The sequence below is a fragment of the Coprococcus sp. AM14-16 genome (assembly GCF_003434675.1).
Classification (GTDB): Bacteria; Bacillota; Clostridia; order Lachnospirales; family Lachnospiraceae; genus Coprococcus; species Coprococcus aceti.
In genome coordinates, this window is record NZ_QTLL01000001.1 from 1,264,977 (window position 1) to 1,280,188 (window position 15,212).

Here is a 15,212-nt window from a genome sequence, read left to right on the forward strand (position 1 = left end):
CTTCATCAGGTGTCCATTATAGCACTGTATTATGCTTTTGTATATTTAAATCTCTTTACTTTTATAATCCCAGAACTGTTCAAGGATCCCGTCCACATTTTGCATGTTGCATATCACGCTGTCATTCCATTCCACAGGAAACAGCTCCGTGTAACGCCTGGTGGCAAATCTCTCGTCTATCAGAAGTATTATCCCCTGATCCGTCTCCGTCCTTATGACTCTTCCGGCAGCCTGAAATACCTTGTTTATTCCCGGGTACTGGTACGCATATCTGAATCCATTCCTGTCGGATGCAGCCTCTTTTTCGTCCGCCGCGGTTCTGCTGTCGAAGTAATCCATCATCAGCTTTCTCTCCGTGCACACCTGGGGAAGACCGGGTCCGACTATTATCGCTCCTATCAGCCTGTCACCAGTCAGATCGATTCCCTCGGAGAATATTCCGCCCATGATACACAGTGCTAGCACATTGTCCTTCTCCTCAAATGCCCTCAGAAAGCTCTCTCTATCGCTCTCCGTCATGTATTGTTCCTGGGATATAACTTCCACCCCAAGAGACTCTGGAAGCTCTTCAGTGAGCACATGCACCTTCTCCAGCATGGCATACGATGGAAAGAACACCATATAGTTGCCCGGTCTCGCACTTATCACGCGCTCTATATAGCTGTAAATGTTCCTGTACATCGCCTCATTACGGTTCGTGTATCTGGTCGTGACATCATTTGCTATCATTATCTTCCTGTTCTCCGCAGAAAATGGAGACGGGATGTATATTGCCCTGTCCTCCGGGCAGTCCGACAGCATCTCCATATAATATCTGACAGGAAGTATCGTAGCCGAGAAAAACACCGTGGCAAGCCCTTTGTCCAAGCAGTTTCTTATGTTAACTGCAGGCTTGACGCAGTACAGTCTCACCACAAATCTTCCGTCATCCCTTATCTCGTCATACACGACATAATTCTCATCCATCATCTCCGCAATGTTCAGAAATGAGGTGAGATTAAAATAAAAGTTCAGGACTTCCTTTCTCTCCGGGATCTGCCTGTGCTCCTCCAGAAAGAGCTGTATTGCTTCATGGAGGCTGAGCAATTTCAGGTGAAGAGGTGCTATGCTCGAGAGCACCCTGTATCCCTCCTCAGGAACCTCCTTCTTCATCGTAAGCAGCTCTCTGTTGCAGCTTCCTATATGTCTTGCCATACGGCCGCCATACTGGGCTGTGAGCTTCTTGAGCTCCAGAAAGTCCTCCTTCACGATCTCCGCACTGTACATGGACGATGCCCTGTCCACAAGGTTGTGCGCCTCATCCACAAGGAATACATAATCTCCCGGCTTACCGCCCTCTGCCGCAAAGAACCTCTTGAGGCTCGCCCTCGGATCAAAGACATAGTTATAGTCACATATCACCATGTCAGCAAACAGACTCACATCAAGGCTCAACTCAAACGGACACACCCTGTGAGCCTGTGCGTACCGTATTACCACATCTCTGTCAACCACCGTCTCATGTAATACCACGTCGTACAGCGCATCATTTACCCTGTCAAAATGCCCCTCGGCATACGGACATACCGCAGGATTGCAATCCACCTGTTCCTGACAACATATCTTCTCTTTTGCCGTGAGTATTACAGTCTTAAGCCTGAGACCTCTGTCCTCCAGCAGCTCCACCGCATTTCTCGACACAGTGTGGGCTATGGTCTTGGCTGTCAGATAGAATATTTTCGACACGTGTCCCTGAACCATGGATTTTATGGACGGGTACACCGCCGCCATGGTCTTTCCGATTCCAGTTGGTGCCTGGACATACAGATGTTTTTCCTGCTCAATAGCCCTGTACACATACAGAGCCATCTCCTTCTGGCCCTTCCTGTACTCAAATGGGAACTCCATGTCCGAGATGGACTGATTCCTCATAAGCTGATGCTTCTCCACCAGATCAATCCATTTGCAAAGCTCCGCCATCATTGAGCTGAACCATTTCTCCAGATAGCCAAATGAATATCTCCGCCTGAAGAACTTCTCCTTCTCGCTGTCAAGGTTTACATAACTTATCCTTACATCTATCCAGCTATAATTATTCTCTTTTGAATATATATACGCATAGCACATCGCCTGGGCCACGTGGACGCGCTGCGGGCTCTCCATGTCATCGAGGTTCCTGTATATGCCCTTTATCTCATCTATAAGCACATCGCTGTCATGGAAGTCCACAGCATACCCCTCTGCCATGTCAAAGCCGTCGTCAATATCCCCGGGCTCTTCCTGTTCGCCACCGCATCTGTCTATGATTCCATCAGCCCGGCCCTCCACAGTTATCAGATGTCCGCCAAGCTCCTCTGTATACCGGAGCGGCACCTCTGAATTATAATGAGACCCTGCCCTTTTCTGAAGCTTCCTGTGAATCCTGCTACCCGCATTCATCGCTTCTCTGGACAGAGTCCCACTACTGCTATCACTTATATCGCCACTGCGGAAGATGAATTCCACCAGGCTCCTAACTGATATTTTTATATTCATTATCTCTTATATACTATCTTCTCTGCGAGATCGTCCGCAGTCTGTCTGTCTATGAGTATCTCAACCAGCTTAAGTGCAAATTCTATGGCTGTTCCCACTCCTCTGCTGGTGATCACATTTCCGTCCACCACTACCGGCTCCGTGCTGTGGCGCTTCGCCATGAGCTGATCCTCACATCCCGGATAACATGTTGCATTCTTGTCCGCAAGCACGCCAAATGCGCCAAGTGCTGTAGGTCCCGCACAGATAGCAGCCACATAACCGCCTCTGTCATTCTGTGCCTTGACCATGGCCTGAACCTTTGAATTTGCCTTGAGGTTCGGAACCCCCGGAATACCTCCAGGAAGAACTACAAGATCGCACTGGTCATCGATCTCTGATAACTTCTCATCCATCGTGACCTCCATGCCGCGCGCTCCTGTCACTGTATCCTGATCGTCAGCCGACACCATCAGGCACTCAACTCCGGCTCTCCTCAAGAGATCCACCACCGTGAGAGCCTCTACCTCTTCATAACCTGTTGCAAATAAAACTCTTGCCTTCATCGCTTTTCCTCCTTATTCGCACTCTTTACAAAACTGTCTATATCACGTCTGTCCATGCCGCTCAGGGCGCTGTTCTGATAGATACCGTCCTCAGTCACATCCCTGCCAAACCAAGTCGGCGGCACAAATGTATTTGCAAATTTCTCCTCCGGGAATTCAACCTCAGCATAGGTGAGTCCGCCAAATATCCCGTCGAACACGTCCAGCTCGATCTTCAGTTTCCTGTCCACCTCACTGTCACCACAGGTTCCGTCTGTATCGGAAAGCGGTATTATATACCGGTCCTTCTCTATTATATTGCCGTCTGCCTTACATCTGAGATTCCTGTATTCATCCTCGTCCAGATCCATCTCGAATTCCTGCCTGATGAGCAGTCCCTTGGATTTGACCGTGAGCACACGTCTGTCGTCCGTTCTCCTGATCCTTATGACCGGCTTCACGGACACATACATCTGTTCCATGTGCTTCACCTGATATTTTGTCAGATCGACAGGTATCTCATGTACAAGGTATTTTCTCTCTATCTCCATATATGCCTCCACCTATTCAAACCAAATGACCGCCTTATCAGAACACATCTCCCGGCGGTATATCTCCACTCACATAGCTTCCTATAGCTTTGTTCATAAATACCATGGACACGACAAGTGCGATGATCCATACAACAAACGAGGATAACAGATATCCAAGAGCAGTGTTGACCGATATTATGAACACCGACAGAGTCTGTGCATAGACACATATCGTAAATACCTTGCCGTAGGACAGTCCCGTGTTGAGATTTCTTGCAAGTCCATTGCCCGCTATACTGAATATCAGCGCAAGGAGAAGCTGTCTGCCCGCCGATGCCGCCATCACCGAAATGAACATGATCACCATGTACATATAAAATACCGGTGTCAGTGCCGCCAGCTTGCTATTGTTGAAGCCATCCGGCAGGAACATGTATTTGAGCGGTGTCACCATGTACTCATAGCCCTTGCCATCTGAGACCATTCCCATGACTATATTCTCACTTCCTATGGCGATGTACACTCCATCCGTTTCCATGGAGTCAAGGTCCACTGACGCATTCTCCGTGTTGATGTACAGAGTAGCATTTCCTATCTCAAGCTGCATATCGTGTTCCATGTCGAGCTTATTGTCATGATATGTGAATGCCGGGATCTTATTTGTTATGAGATTTCTCAGACCTCCGACCTTGCCGACCCAGAATATGGCGTCTATTCCAAACTCTATAAATGCCAGCAAAAAGGATATGATCACCACAAACCACACAAGGCGTCCCGTCTTCAGCTTGACCAGTTGTTTGTAATTCTTCGGACTGCTGACCGCTATCGACAACTGATCGAGCAGCGTCACCTTCTTGTTCTCTTCCTGTTCTTCCATATAAATCTCCAACTCTAATAATTATTGACCGGCAAAATGAACCAGCTATTCCATCGGCTCTATGATCCCAAGCTTCACCATAGCCTTATATATTCCATCATTCTCCGCATCGTCTGTGACCATCATAACCTGTCTTTTGAGCTCCTCCGGCCCCTTCGCCATGATTATGCTGTTCGGACAATATAATAACATAGGTGCGTCATTGTTGCCATCACCAAATGCATATGCATTTTCAAGCGGAATATCAAAATAATCCAGAAGATACTGTATACCTGTCGCCTTACTGAATCCCTTGGGAACTATCTCGCAGAAATTTGAACCTCTGTCGATATAGTCAAAATGCTGTGATACATACTCGCGGAACTCAGGAACATTTTTATTGTCATCCGCGAACCAGCAGCAGAACTTGTCGAATTCAAAGTCATCCGAGTCCACATCCTCCCCAACAAATATTCCATTTGCCCGGAAGTATCTGACCATCTCTGCAAGGAGTTCATTTCCCATGTTCTGACCGTCCACGTACACCTTGTCCCTATGCTCATACATTCCAAACATGTCATATCTGCGGCATGCATAAGCTATATCCCTGCACACATCCCTGCTGACATCATTGTGGAACAGCTCTTTGCCGTCATAGTAAATGGATGTTCCGCAGCCACACACAAAGCCGTCAAAACCCGCAGCCTTGATCTCATCAGTGACATTACAGTAAACCCTGCCAGTGTTGATGAACACCAGATGTCCGTTGGCTCTCGCCTGCGCCAGCGCACGCCTTGCGCTGTCCGGGAAGTATCTCCTTCCGTCCTCGGTTATAAGCGTTCCATCTATATCAAAGAACAATATCTTCCTGTCTGTGCTTTTCATATATTATATCCATCCTGTCATATATTTACAGGCACATGTATTATAACTACACGTGCCTGTATCTTCTGTACGCATTATATTTTCACTTGATAACCTGCGCATGCTTCATTATATCGCTTTTTCTGCAGTCTGCATTACAACTGCTTCATGAGGTCGATCATCTCAAGAGCTCCCATAGCGCAGTCATAACCCTTGTTGCCGGCCTTTGTTCCTGCACGCTCGATGGCCTGCTCGATATTCTCTGTTGTGACAACTCCAAACATTACAGGTACACCTGTCTCAAGTGATACTGAGGCAACGCCCTTTGAAACCTCGTTGCACACATAATCATAGTGGCTTGTCGCACCACGGATAACAGCACCAAGACAGATAACAGCGTCATACTTGCCGCTTGCAGCCATCTTCTTTGCGATCACAGGGATCTCAAATGCTCCCGGAACCCATGCAACTGTGATGTCGTCAGCATTTACATCATGACGGAGAAGTGCATCCTCTGCACCGCTTACGAGCTTTGAAACTATGAACTCATTAAATCTTGCTGCCACTATACCTATCTTTGCTCCATTTGCTACTAACTTTCCTTCTACCTTATTCATCTGATTTATCCTCCTTATTCTATATCGGAGCTTACCCAGCCCCTTCTTATGAAATATTAGACTTCGTGTAACATATGACCCATTTTCTCTTTTTTTGTCTTGAGATAAAATGCGTCAAACTTGGTTGGCTCTATCTCTATAGGAACTCTCTCCACGATCTCAAGATTGTAGCCTGCAAGGCCGTATACCTTGAGTGGGTTGTTGGTGAGGAGTCTGATCTGTCTGATTCCGAGATCCACAAGTATCTGTGTTCCTATGGTGTAATCCCTTGCATCATCAGGGAAACCAAGCTTGAGGTTTGCCTCAACGGTGTCAAGCCCCTGATCCTGAAGCGCATATGCCCTGATCTTGTTGATAAGGCCGATTCCTCTGCCCTCCTGTCTCATGTACAGGAGCACGCCTCTGCCTTCCTTGGCAATGGCCTTCATGGCCGCATCGAGCTGCTGTCCGCAGTCACACTTCTGTGAGCCGAAGCAATCGCCTGTGAGGCACTCGCTGTGCACACGGCAGAGAACAGGCTTGCCGTCAGCTATATCACCCATTGTGAGTGCCACGTGATGTTCACCGTTCAGCTTGTTGATATATCCACAGATCGTAAACTCACCATACTTTGTTGGAAGCTTTGCCTTGGCTACGCACTCAACGAATACTTCATGCTCTTTTCTGTACTGCACAAGCTTCTCTATGGTCGATATCTTAAGGTCATGAACCTTTGCAAATTCCACAAGGTCATCCTTTCTCGCCATGGTTCCGTCATCCTTCATGATCTCACAGCACAGTCCGCAAGGCTTAAGTCCTGCAACCTTCATAAGATCAACTGTAGCCTCTGTGTGGCCGTTTCTCTCTATGACTCCGCCTGCAACTGCCTGAAGTGGGAACATATGTCCCGGTCTTCTGAAGTCATCAGGCTTTGCATTCTCATCCACAAATTTTCTGGCTGTGTAGCCTCTCTCCTCGGCTGAGATTCCTGTGGTTGTATCCACATGATCCACTGATACTGAAAATGCTGTGCAGTGGTTATCTGTATTGGTTATACACATCTGTGGGAGATTCAGCTTATCCGCATATGACGCATCCATAGGCATGCATATGAGACCTCTCGCCCACTTTGCCATGAAGTTGACATTCTCCGTTGTAGCAAATTCTGCTGCACAGATTACATCTCCCTCATTCTCTCTGTCCTCGTTGTCGAGCATGACAACCGGCTTTCCCGCCGCAAGATCTGCAGCGATCTCCTCTATCGAGTTGAATTCAAAACTCATCACTCTACCTCCTTAAAATATCTGTCTACATAAATCCATTTTCTGCCAGAAACTTCATATCAAGTCCTGATCTATCTGAAGCATTTCCATTTGAAAGCTTTTCATCTGTATCGTCACCTTTGTATGGCATAAGCAGTTTCTCAACATACTTTCCAACCACATCATTTTCAAGGTTGACCACCTTGCCCGGCTTGCCATCCAGCAGCGTCGTCTCTCCCGCCGTGTGCGGAATGATCGACACCTTAAAGCATGTATCATCGACATACGCAACCGTAAGGCTTATACCGTCTATGGCTATTGAGCCCTTCTCAATGATGTATCTGAGTATCTTCGGAGAACAATCTATTGTCACCCACACTGCATTGTCCTCCCTTTTGAGCTCTCTGATCGTTCCGGTTCCATCTATATGTCCTGACACTATATGTCCGCCAAATCTTCCTCCGGCCGCCATGGCACGCTCAAGGTTCACCCTGCTGCCACCGGTAAGCTGTCCAAGTCCGCTTCGTCTCAAAGTCTCAGGCATGACATCCGCAGTAAAGATATTCCCCGATATGCCGGTTGCAGTAAGACACACACCGTTTACCGCTATACTGTCTCCAACCTGGCTTCCATGGAGAACCTTGTCTGCCTGCACCGTGATGCTGCAGGAGCTTACGCCTTTATCTATCTTTCTTATAGTTCCTATCTCTTCTACTATTCCTGTGAACATGTATGACCTCTTTTCTATAAGTTCTTAAACCTTTTTGTATCTGAGCATCACATCTTCATCAAATCTTCTGACCTCGTCAAGTCCAAACATATGTGCATCCGCAGGCACATCAACACCCGTTCCGGATACCGGACTGTACTTGCCCTCGCCGCCAAATATCTTCGGGGCAATGAATACACATGCCTCATCCACAAGACCTTCAGACACCATGCTGTAGTTGAGCTCGCCGCCGCCCTCAAGCAGTATTCCATCTATGCCTTTCCCGCCGAGGATCGTCATGAGCTGCCTTAGATCCACCTGTCCATCCACATCTTCGATCTCTATGATGCTTACACCTTTATCCTTGAGTCTCTCACACTTTGCTGAGTCTGAAGCTCCCGCTGCCGTCGTGGCAACTATGGTCTCTATCTCCCCGGCTGTCTGTACGATCTGTGAATCCTCCGGAATCCTGAGCTTGCTGTCACAAACTATCCTGATCGGATTTCTGACATTATCAGTATCCCTGTCCGTGCTTTTCTCTATTCTGCATGTCAGCATCGGATCATCCGCAAGCACTGTTCCTATGCCCGCCATAATACCCTTATGTCTGTTTCTGAGTTCCATGACATACGCCCTTGATGCCTCACCGGTTATCCACTTGCTGGCCCCTGTGTGGGTAGCGATCCTGCCGTCCATGGTCATGGCATATTTCATGGTCACATACGGCTGTTTATTTACTATATACTTAAAGAAAATGCCGTTTATGGCATCGCACTCGGCTTTGAGGCAGTGTGTGTACACCTCTATCCCGGCATCACGCAGTCTCTTAAAACCTTTTCCTGCCACCATAGCATTCGGATCATCGGAACCACAGTAGACCTTTCTGATCTTGTGCTCTATGATCGCGTCCACACATGGAGGCTGCTTGCCAAAATGACAGCACGGCTCAAGCGTCACATACATGACTGCGCCCTCGGCATCTGCCTGATCCTTAAGACTGGCAAATGCTGCGCGCTCAGCGTGGAGCTCTCCATATCTCACATGATATCCCTCTCCTATGATCCTGCCATTCTTCACTATGACAGCACCTACAAGCGGATTTGGATTCACTGCTCCAGTGCCGCGCCTTGCAAGCTCTATGGCACGTCTCATATATGACGGATCAAATTCATCATCTATATCATATTTTTCCATATGACCACCATCCTACTTAATACCTTTACAGACAGACTATCGGATATTGCTCATTCAAGCCTCCGAAGTATCTGTTCGAAACACAAGAGAAAACCCCGAAGATAACTTCGGGGTTTTCTCTTGTTCAGGTATCCATCACCGAAATCCATCACAACGGACTTCCATCAGATACCCTGTTCTGAATATATAATACTTCTCTCATCCAGACTATACTGTCGGTCCCGGAATCACACCGGATCATGCCTCATGGCTCACGGACTTAAGGTTTCCCTAACACCGTCGGTGGAGAATTGCACTCACCCCCGAAGATCTATCATCATATGCAGTTGTCTCTTAAAAACGACTATATTGTATTCCATATGCCAACGGAATGCAACTGTTTTTTATGATGTATTTTACCGATAAATTTTAAAGCTGTGAATTGAACAGGCTCTTTATCTTGTAGATAATATCATCACTGTCCGCATTTATAGATGCCGCCTCATTTATTCCTGAGAGCTTTGCAAGCTCATCCGTGTCAGCATCTCCGCCGTAACCTATCGTGTATACAGGTATGTTCGACTGTCTGAGCGCACTTGTTATCTCATCCATGGAATATCCCACATTGGCATATCCATCGCTGAGAAGGAACAGCATACACTTTGCATCCGGGTGCTCTGCCTTTGCATCGGTTATCATCTTCATCGCAACCACAACGGCATCATACGAAGCCGTTCCTCCTGAAGCCATCAGATTGTTGACCGATCCCTGGAAATATGATCTCTGGTTCAGGTCAAACTGGGCGATCGGAACCTCCACTGTAACTGAGCTTGAGTAGCTGACAAGCCCAACATAATTGTTGTCATTGATATACTGCGCACCGTTTGTCAGACTGTTCTTGAGCTGGTTCATAGGATCTCCGTCCATGGAACCGCTGCAGTCCGCAACAAACACCGCGATGATGTCCTTGCCGTTATCCTTTGTCTTCTTGTATGTCTTGAGTCCCTGTGTGACCTGTGCACCGGAGAATTCTTCCGCCGCAGTATAATCATCGTTGGCATTGAAGCCCTTCTTTGTCGCGATCGTCTGCATATCATCACTCTTGCAGTAATCCACAACGAGCTGTATGGCCTCAAGCTCTGATGCAGACTTTCCCGACTTGTTACATATGTATACAGGATTGTCATGTCTCACGCCAAATGCAATGAAATCATACATTGACACGAGATTGCTGTCATTGATATATGCCTGATACTCTGACAGCATAGCATCGAGTGTTCCGTTTGATGCACTATCTCTCATCTGCTGTGTTGTATATGCAACGTATGGTATGTTTGAGTTAAACTTTGTAAAGTTATCCTCTCCGTCCTGAAGCAGCGTGAGCAGGAGGTTAAGTCCTGTGGCACTTGTCTGTGGGTTCGTGTATCCCATGGTGATCTTGTTATCCTGAACGGCCTTTATGGCATCGGCAGCAGTAGTGTAACCGCTGTCCTTCTTCACAAGGATTCCCGCTGTATTTCCAACCAGCCTGTCCGCGTAAAGCTCAAGGCTGCCACTGTTCGACATCGCATACTCTCCGAACAGGGTGTTGCTCGGGGTGTACAGATCCGGGAGATATTTGCCGGAAATGATATAGTCAGCGGCTGTACCGGATGGCACTGATCTCACGCTCATCGATACCGACTTGCCGTCCGCTGTCTTCACACCAGAACCGTTGAAGGAATTTGCAACATCTATAAGCCATGAGTCGTTGTCCTTTCCCGCCTTCTCACCTGATGTAAATATCTCTATATCTATGTCTCCATTACCCTCAACTGCCAGTGGATATTTGTCTATCTCAGGCAGCTCCGCATACAGATCCGGAGTGTCCAGAGTGACCGTACCCTTTACAGGGGTCGCTTCATTTACATCGAGATCTGCATATAACTCATCAAGAGTCATATCCGATCTTGATGATCCTCCATTTCCACTGCCTGCTATGTTGATAACCTTCCTGCCGACTATTCCGATAATGACCGCGATCATCGCAATTATCACCAGCACTCCGACTACCACTAATCCTTTTGTCCTCTTATCCATTTCTTCCTCCTTTTACATTCCCTGACTGTGGACATCCTGCCTCATGCCATTCATGCACTCTATGACATCATCCACATATTTCATATCCAGCGAGCTCAGGTTGGTGTCAATATCAACCATCTTCTCCACCAGAATATTGAACTTTCTCACCAGCTCGTCGCCCTGTCTGCACAGATTGTCGAGGTATACCGGCTGGGGTCTAGTGTAATAATCGTATGTCTGTATAAAGCCTATGGCACTGTCCATGTTGCTCTGTGCCTGCTGCTTTATATCCTCGTACAGATTGCGGACACCACTGCCCTCCTCCACATTCTCCTGGAAGTATTCCTCCCTGGACATTATGCTCTCATACTGTCTGTTGAGTCTCTCTATCTGTGCATCAAACAAATGTCCCCTGGCACTGTCCTTGAGCTTCTCCGTCGAGCGTCTTCCCTTGAGTATATGTACATTTGCTGTTATGGTGAATGTCAGCCACACTACACTGATCGCAACACCTATAGCTATTCCCACCATACTGTCAGCCAGCACAAACATCACTATTGCCAGTATGAACATTATCAACCCTATGATATTGACCGCTATCAATCCCATCGTTTTTCCTCCTAAAGTCAATATATATCACACCGCATCTGCATGTTCATTGTCTCTCTGCAATACGCTGAGCCTTTGTTTTGCAGCATCGGTGACCATAAGTCCCGAAAAGTCAGCAAATTCCTTCTTCTCATTGCTTATGAGCATGACCGCAAACTCCCTGTCCGTCTCCTCCGCGCAGGACAGCAGTTCATGGTAATCCACCGGCCTATCCTCATATATTCGAAGCGCAACAGCCTCCGGCACAACAATAAACGTCATGGACGTGTGCGTCTTATCCGCTATGTATATCTCCGCCTTGTCCGCAAATTTTGCAAATTCCTCCGCCTGAGTCTGAAAGCCTCCACTCTGAAGCTCCGCCAATATCCTGTCTCTGTCCTCCATGAGACTGTCGAGATACAGATAGCCCTTCAGCAACAGGAGTCCCATAAGTCCATCTGACATATTGAAGTCAAGTATACAGCCATGTCCCTCGTCACTGTCCGTCAGTACATGACACACGCACTCCGCTATATCCTCATCGCTGAGTCCGCTGTATTTATACGCCTGCTCAATCCCATCATTTGTTATGAGCACGGTCTCTACATTTCCCCTTACAGACTTTTTCTTCCTAATGCTCTCAACAGGACGTGCAGCTATCTTGAACGCCTTCAGCGCATTTACAGCATCATCTATGCTCTTCTTCCCTGATATAGAGGTCTCAAACCGTCCCTGATCCGTAGCTGCCGCCTGCACATTCCTGTATATCCTTTGTACAGAGATCTTATTTCTCCTCATTATCGCACTTAAAATGTCAATATCTGACTTCTGACCGGCCAGATATCTCTGAAGCTCCGCTCTGAGCTTTCTCCTGAAATCAAGCTCGTACTCAGTGTTGGTTATATCCGTTCCTGAATACCACCGTTTCTCCAGATATTTGTAATTATCCGGATCCCTCAGTCTGTCCAGCGCACTGTTCTTCAGACTGTTCACACCTTCCTCATCGGTCTCCAACTCACAGGCAAGTTCCGGCACACTGCATCTGTCATGTCTGTAGCCATAGAGCTTATCTATCACTATCTTCTCCCTATAATTCAGTTTGTCTATGAGTTCATCGAACATCCGCCTGCACATACCATCCTGTGAATAGGACAGCGTATCCGCCTGCACCCCAAATACAGAACTGTACAGTGCTTCATACGAACTGATAACATCCAGCATATATTTATTATTTTCTTTTCTTAGAACATACGCCCTGTGCAATATCCCACACCTCATTCTATATAAGTTCTTAATCCAATATGCAAACCGACATACATATCTGATATGCCCATCATCATTTTTACTTATATCTGAACTTAATCATTTTCATTATACATGTTTTGCCACAAATTAAAAACATAAAAGTGACGGGATATGGTATTTTATTATTTTATTAAGTGTTTATACAACTGTCTGTCCACCTGTGGTATAATGAATCGACAACAAACTGGGAGGATATCTATGATCAGATTTTTGCCGGATGAATACTATTCATCCACATACAAGATAGATTTCAAAAAGTATTACGACATGGGATACAGAGGTATACTGTTCGACATAGACAACACTCTTGTGAGACATAATGAGCCGGCCACATCCAGAGCGATCCAGCTCATGGAACAGCTCAAGGCCATGGGCTTCAAGGTATGTCTGGTATCCAACAACAAGGAGCCAAGGGTTGCCGCTTTCAACAAAAAGATGAAGGTGAATTACATATTCAAAGCCGGCAAACCATCGAAAAAGGGCTACATCCGTGCCATGAACGAGATAGGCTGCAACATAGACAACACGATTGCCGTGGGCGACCAGATCTACACTGACATCATCGGAAGTGCCAGCCTTGGCATACACACTATCCTTGTCAAGCCTATAGACACAAGCCACGAGGAGATACAGATCACCCTCAAGAGGATCATTGAAAAACCATTTATTTTCTACTTCAGGAAAAAGCATGGCATGGTAAGATAATTTCTGTTATTCATAACGCAACACAAAAGGCCGTATTCGCATATCTGTCTGATATGTGAATACAGCCTTTTATTAAATATCTCAGTAACATATACGTTCTGTCATGATGTTACACATCTGTGTGATCCACAGAACGTATGTTAGTCGTTGTACACCTTCTTGAACTCTGTGTATCCCTCTGACTCCAGCATGTTTATCTGCTGCTTCATGTTCTTTCTCATCATCTGGATAGTCACTGTCTTACCTGCCTGGCGAAGTTCCTTTGCCTCCTTGAAGATCTCAAGCTTCTTGTCCAGTGTCACATCCTTGTGAATGAGGATAGCCACGTTGTCAGAATCTATCTTGTATCCATTCTCAAGCTTGTCCTTGAGGATGGTGATTATTCTCTCAAAACCTATTGAAAATCCTGTTGCAGGAACATCCTGTCCACAGAAGTTTCCAACCATCTTGTCATATCTTCCGCCGCCGGCGATGGAGAAGTTGTAGTCATCTATTGTAACCTCAAAAATAGGTCCTGTGTAATATCCCATACCTCTCACAAGAGTAGGGTCAAATACGATCTTTACGCCATCTGCAACCATGGTCTTTGCACTTGATATGATCTCGTCCATATTGGTTATAACCTTTGGATCAAGGCACTCAGCGTCTATGTCCTTACAGAACTCAGCGCAGCTCATATCTCCAAGGTTCTGGTATATCTCAAGATACTTGTCCACCATCTCTGCGTCGTATCCGTTCTCTGTGAGCTCTGCTCTTATGCCATCCAGACCTATCTTGTCATACTTGTCAAGGCTGATGAGTATGGAAGCAATGTCTTCCTCTGCAAATCCCGCATTCTTCGCAGCACCACGAAGTATCTGTCTGTCGTTGATGTGGATAGTAAAATCTGTTATTCCCACCTCAGAGAATATTCTTGAGAGCATATCGGATGTGGCTGCCACAAGCTCTATCTCCGCAAGGTTTGTATTGTCACCAAGTATATCTATATCGCACTGGGTGAACATTCTGAATCGTCCCTTCTGGGGCTGATCCGCACGGAATACAGGTCCGATCTGGAGTGCCTTGAACGGGCTTGGAAGCTGTTCCTTGTTGTTCGCATAATATCTTGAGAGTGGAAGTGTCAGATCATATCTGAGTCCGCTGTCTGCCAGCTCTCCCTTACCTGCATCGATGGCTCTCGCAAGGTCTGCGCCTCTCTTCATCACCTTGAAGATAAGCTTCTCATTGTCACCACCCTGCTTGCTTGTAAGATTCTCTATATGTTCCATAACAGGAGTCTCTATCTGTGTAAATCCAAATCTGGAATAACTTGTCTTGATCATTGAAAGCACATGCTCTCTAAGCCTCATATCAGCCGGAAGCTGATCACACATACCTTTTACCGGTGTCTTGATGAATTTTGCCATTTCTAATCCTCCTGATCTTACATCTTTATTAAATCCAACCTATTCTAGCATATACAACTATATTTTTCCACCCTTAAAAAGAACACCGGAACAAACTTGTAGTTTGTTCCGGTGCT

At 46.6% G+C, this 15,212-nt stretch carries 14 protein-coding genes and 1 riboswitch; of the genes, 1 reads left to right on the forward strand and 13 read right to left on the reverse strand.

All coding sequences use genetic code 11. From position 1 onward, the window contains the following. Nucleotides 1-45 precede the first annotated feature (45 nt). From DW159_RS05610 to DW159_RS05665, 12 genes are all read right to left on the reverse strand, one after another. Nucleotides 46-2,514, reverse strand: a complete 2,469-nt coding sequence (locus DW159_RS05610; RefSeq protein WP_117549259.1) for an ATP-dependent DNA helicase — start codon at nt 2,512-2,514, stop codon at nt 46-48. Then, a complete protein-coding gene (locus DW159_RS05615; protein ID WP_117549261.1) occupies nt 2,514-3,059 on the reverse strand; it encodes a DJ-1 family glyoxalase III in 546 nt (181 codons plus the stop codon). The genes DW159_RS05610 and DW159_RS05615 overlap by 1 nt, the downstream gene beginning before the upstream one ends. Beyond that, complete coding sequence (locus tag DW159_RS05620) at nt 3,056-3,589, reverse strand: CYTH domain-containing protein (protein ID WP_117549263.1); 534 nt, start codon at nt 3,587-3,589, stop codon at nt 3,056-3,058. The genes DW159_RS05615 and DW159_RS05620 overlap by 4 nt, the downstream gene beginning before the upstream one ends. A gap of 37 nt (nt 3,590-3,626) precedes the next feature. Next, the gene (locus DW159_RS05625; protein ID WP_117549265.1) at nt 3,627-4,448 is read right to left on the reverse strand and encodes a DUF1189 domain-containing protein; all 822 of its coding nucleotides are present in this window, start codon (nt 4,446-4,448) and stop codon (nt 3,627-3,629) included. Nucleotides 4,449-4,493: 45 nt separating this feature from the next. Next, a complete protein-coding gene (locus tag DW159_RS05630; RefSeq protein ID WP_117549267.1) occupies nt 4,494-5,312 on the reverse strand; it encodes a Cof-type HAD-IIB family hydrolase in 819 nt (272 codons plus the stop codon). Nucleotides 5,313-5,446: 134 nt separating this feature from the next. Beyond that, nucleotides 5,447-5,908, reverse strand: coding sequence for a 6,7-dimethyl-8-ribityllumazine synthase (gene ribH / locus DW159_RS05635; protein ID WP_015533909.1), 462 nt, complete (start codon nt 5,906-5,908; stop codon nt 5,447-5,449). Between the two features lie 56 nt (nt 5,909-5,964). Continuing rightward, nucleotides 5,965-7,170 carry a bifunctional 3,4-dihydroxy-2-butanone-4-phosphate synthase/GTP cyclohydrolase II gene (locus DW159_RS05640; protein ID WP_117549269.1) on the reverse strand — a complete coding sequence of 402 codons (1,206 nt, stop codon included), beginning with the start codon at nt 7,168-7,170 and terminating at the stop codon, nt 5,965-5,967. Nucleotides 7,171-7,195: 25 nt separating this feature from the next. Then, nucleotides 7,196-7,879, reverse strand: a complete 684-nt coding sequence (locus DW159_RS05645) for a riboflavin synthase (protein WP_015533911.1) — start codon at nt 7,877-7,879, stop codon at nt 7,196-7,198. 24 nt (nt 7,880-7,903) lie between these two features. Then, a complete protein-coding gene (gene ribD / locus DW159_RS05650) occupies nt 7,904-9,052 on the reverse strand; it encodes a bifunctional diaminohydroxyphosphoribosylaminopyrimidine deaminase/5-amino-6-(5-phosphoribosylamino)uracil reductase RibD (protein ID WP_117549271.1) in 1,149 nt (382 codons plus the stop codon). A gap of 186 nt (nt 9,053-9,238) precedes the next feature. Beyond that, nucleotides 9,239-9,366, reverse strand: a riboswitch (FMN riboswitch). Nucleotides 9,367-9,460: 94 nt separating this feature from the next. After that, nucleotides 9,461-11,110: a vWA domain-containing protein gene (locus DW159_RS05655; RefSeq protein WP_117549273.1), complete on the reverse strand. Its 1,650-nt coding sequence runs from the start codon at nt 11,108-11,110 to the stop codon at nt 9,461-9,463. A gap of 12 nt (nt 11,111-11,122) precedes the next feature. Continuing rightward, nucleotides 11,123-11,701, reverse strand: coding sequence for a hypothetical protein (locus tag DW159_RS05660; protein ID WP_022215910.1), 579 nt, complete (start codon nt 11,699-11,701; stop codon nt 11,123-11,125). A 27-nt stretch (nt 11,702-11,728) separates the two neighbouring features. Continuing rightward, nucleotides 11,729-12,901, reverse strand: a complete 1,173-nt coding sequence (locus tag DW159_RS05665) for a hypothetical protein (RefSeq protein WP_117549275.1) — start codon at nt 12,899-12,901, stop codon at nt 11,729-11,731. Nucleotides 12,902-13,183: 282 nt separating this feature from the next. Here DW159_RS05665 and DW159_RS05670 point away from each other — a divergent pair, with 282 nt between their 5' ends. Beyond that, a complete protein-coding gene (locus DW159_RS05670) occupies nt 13,184-13,690 on the forward strand; it encodes a YqeG family HAD IIIA-type phosphatase (protein WP_015533916.1) in 507 nt (168 codons plus the stop codon). A 140-nt stretch (nt 13,691-13,830) separates the two neighbouring features. Here the strand turns inward: DW159_RS05670 and hisS are convergent, their stop codons facing one another. Continuing rightward, a complete protein-coding gene (gene hisS / locus DW159_RS05675) occupies nt 13,831-15,096 on the reverse strand; it encodes a histidine--tRNA ligase (protein ID WP_117549277.1) in 1,266 nt (421 codons plus the stop codon). Nucleotides 15,097-15,212 lie beyond the last annotated feature (116 nt).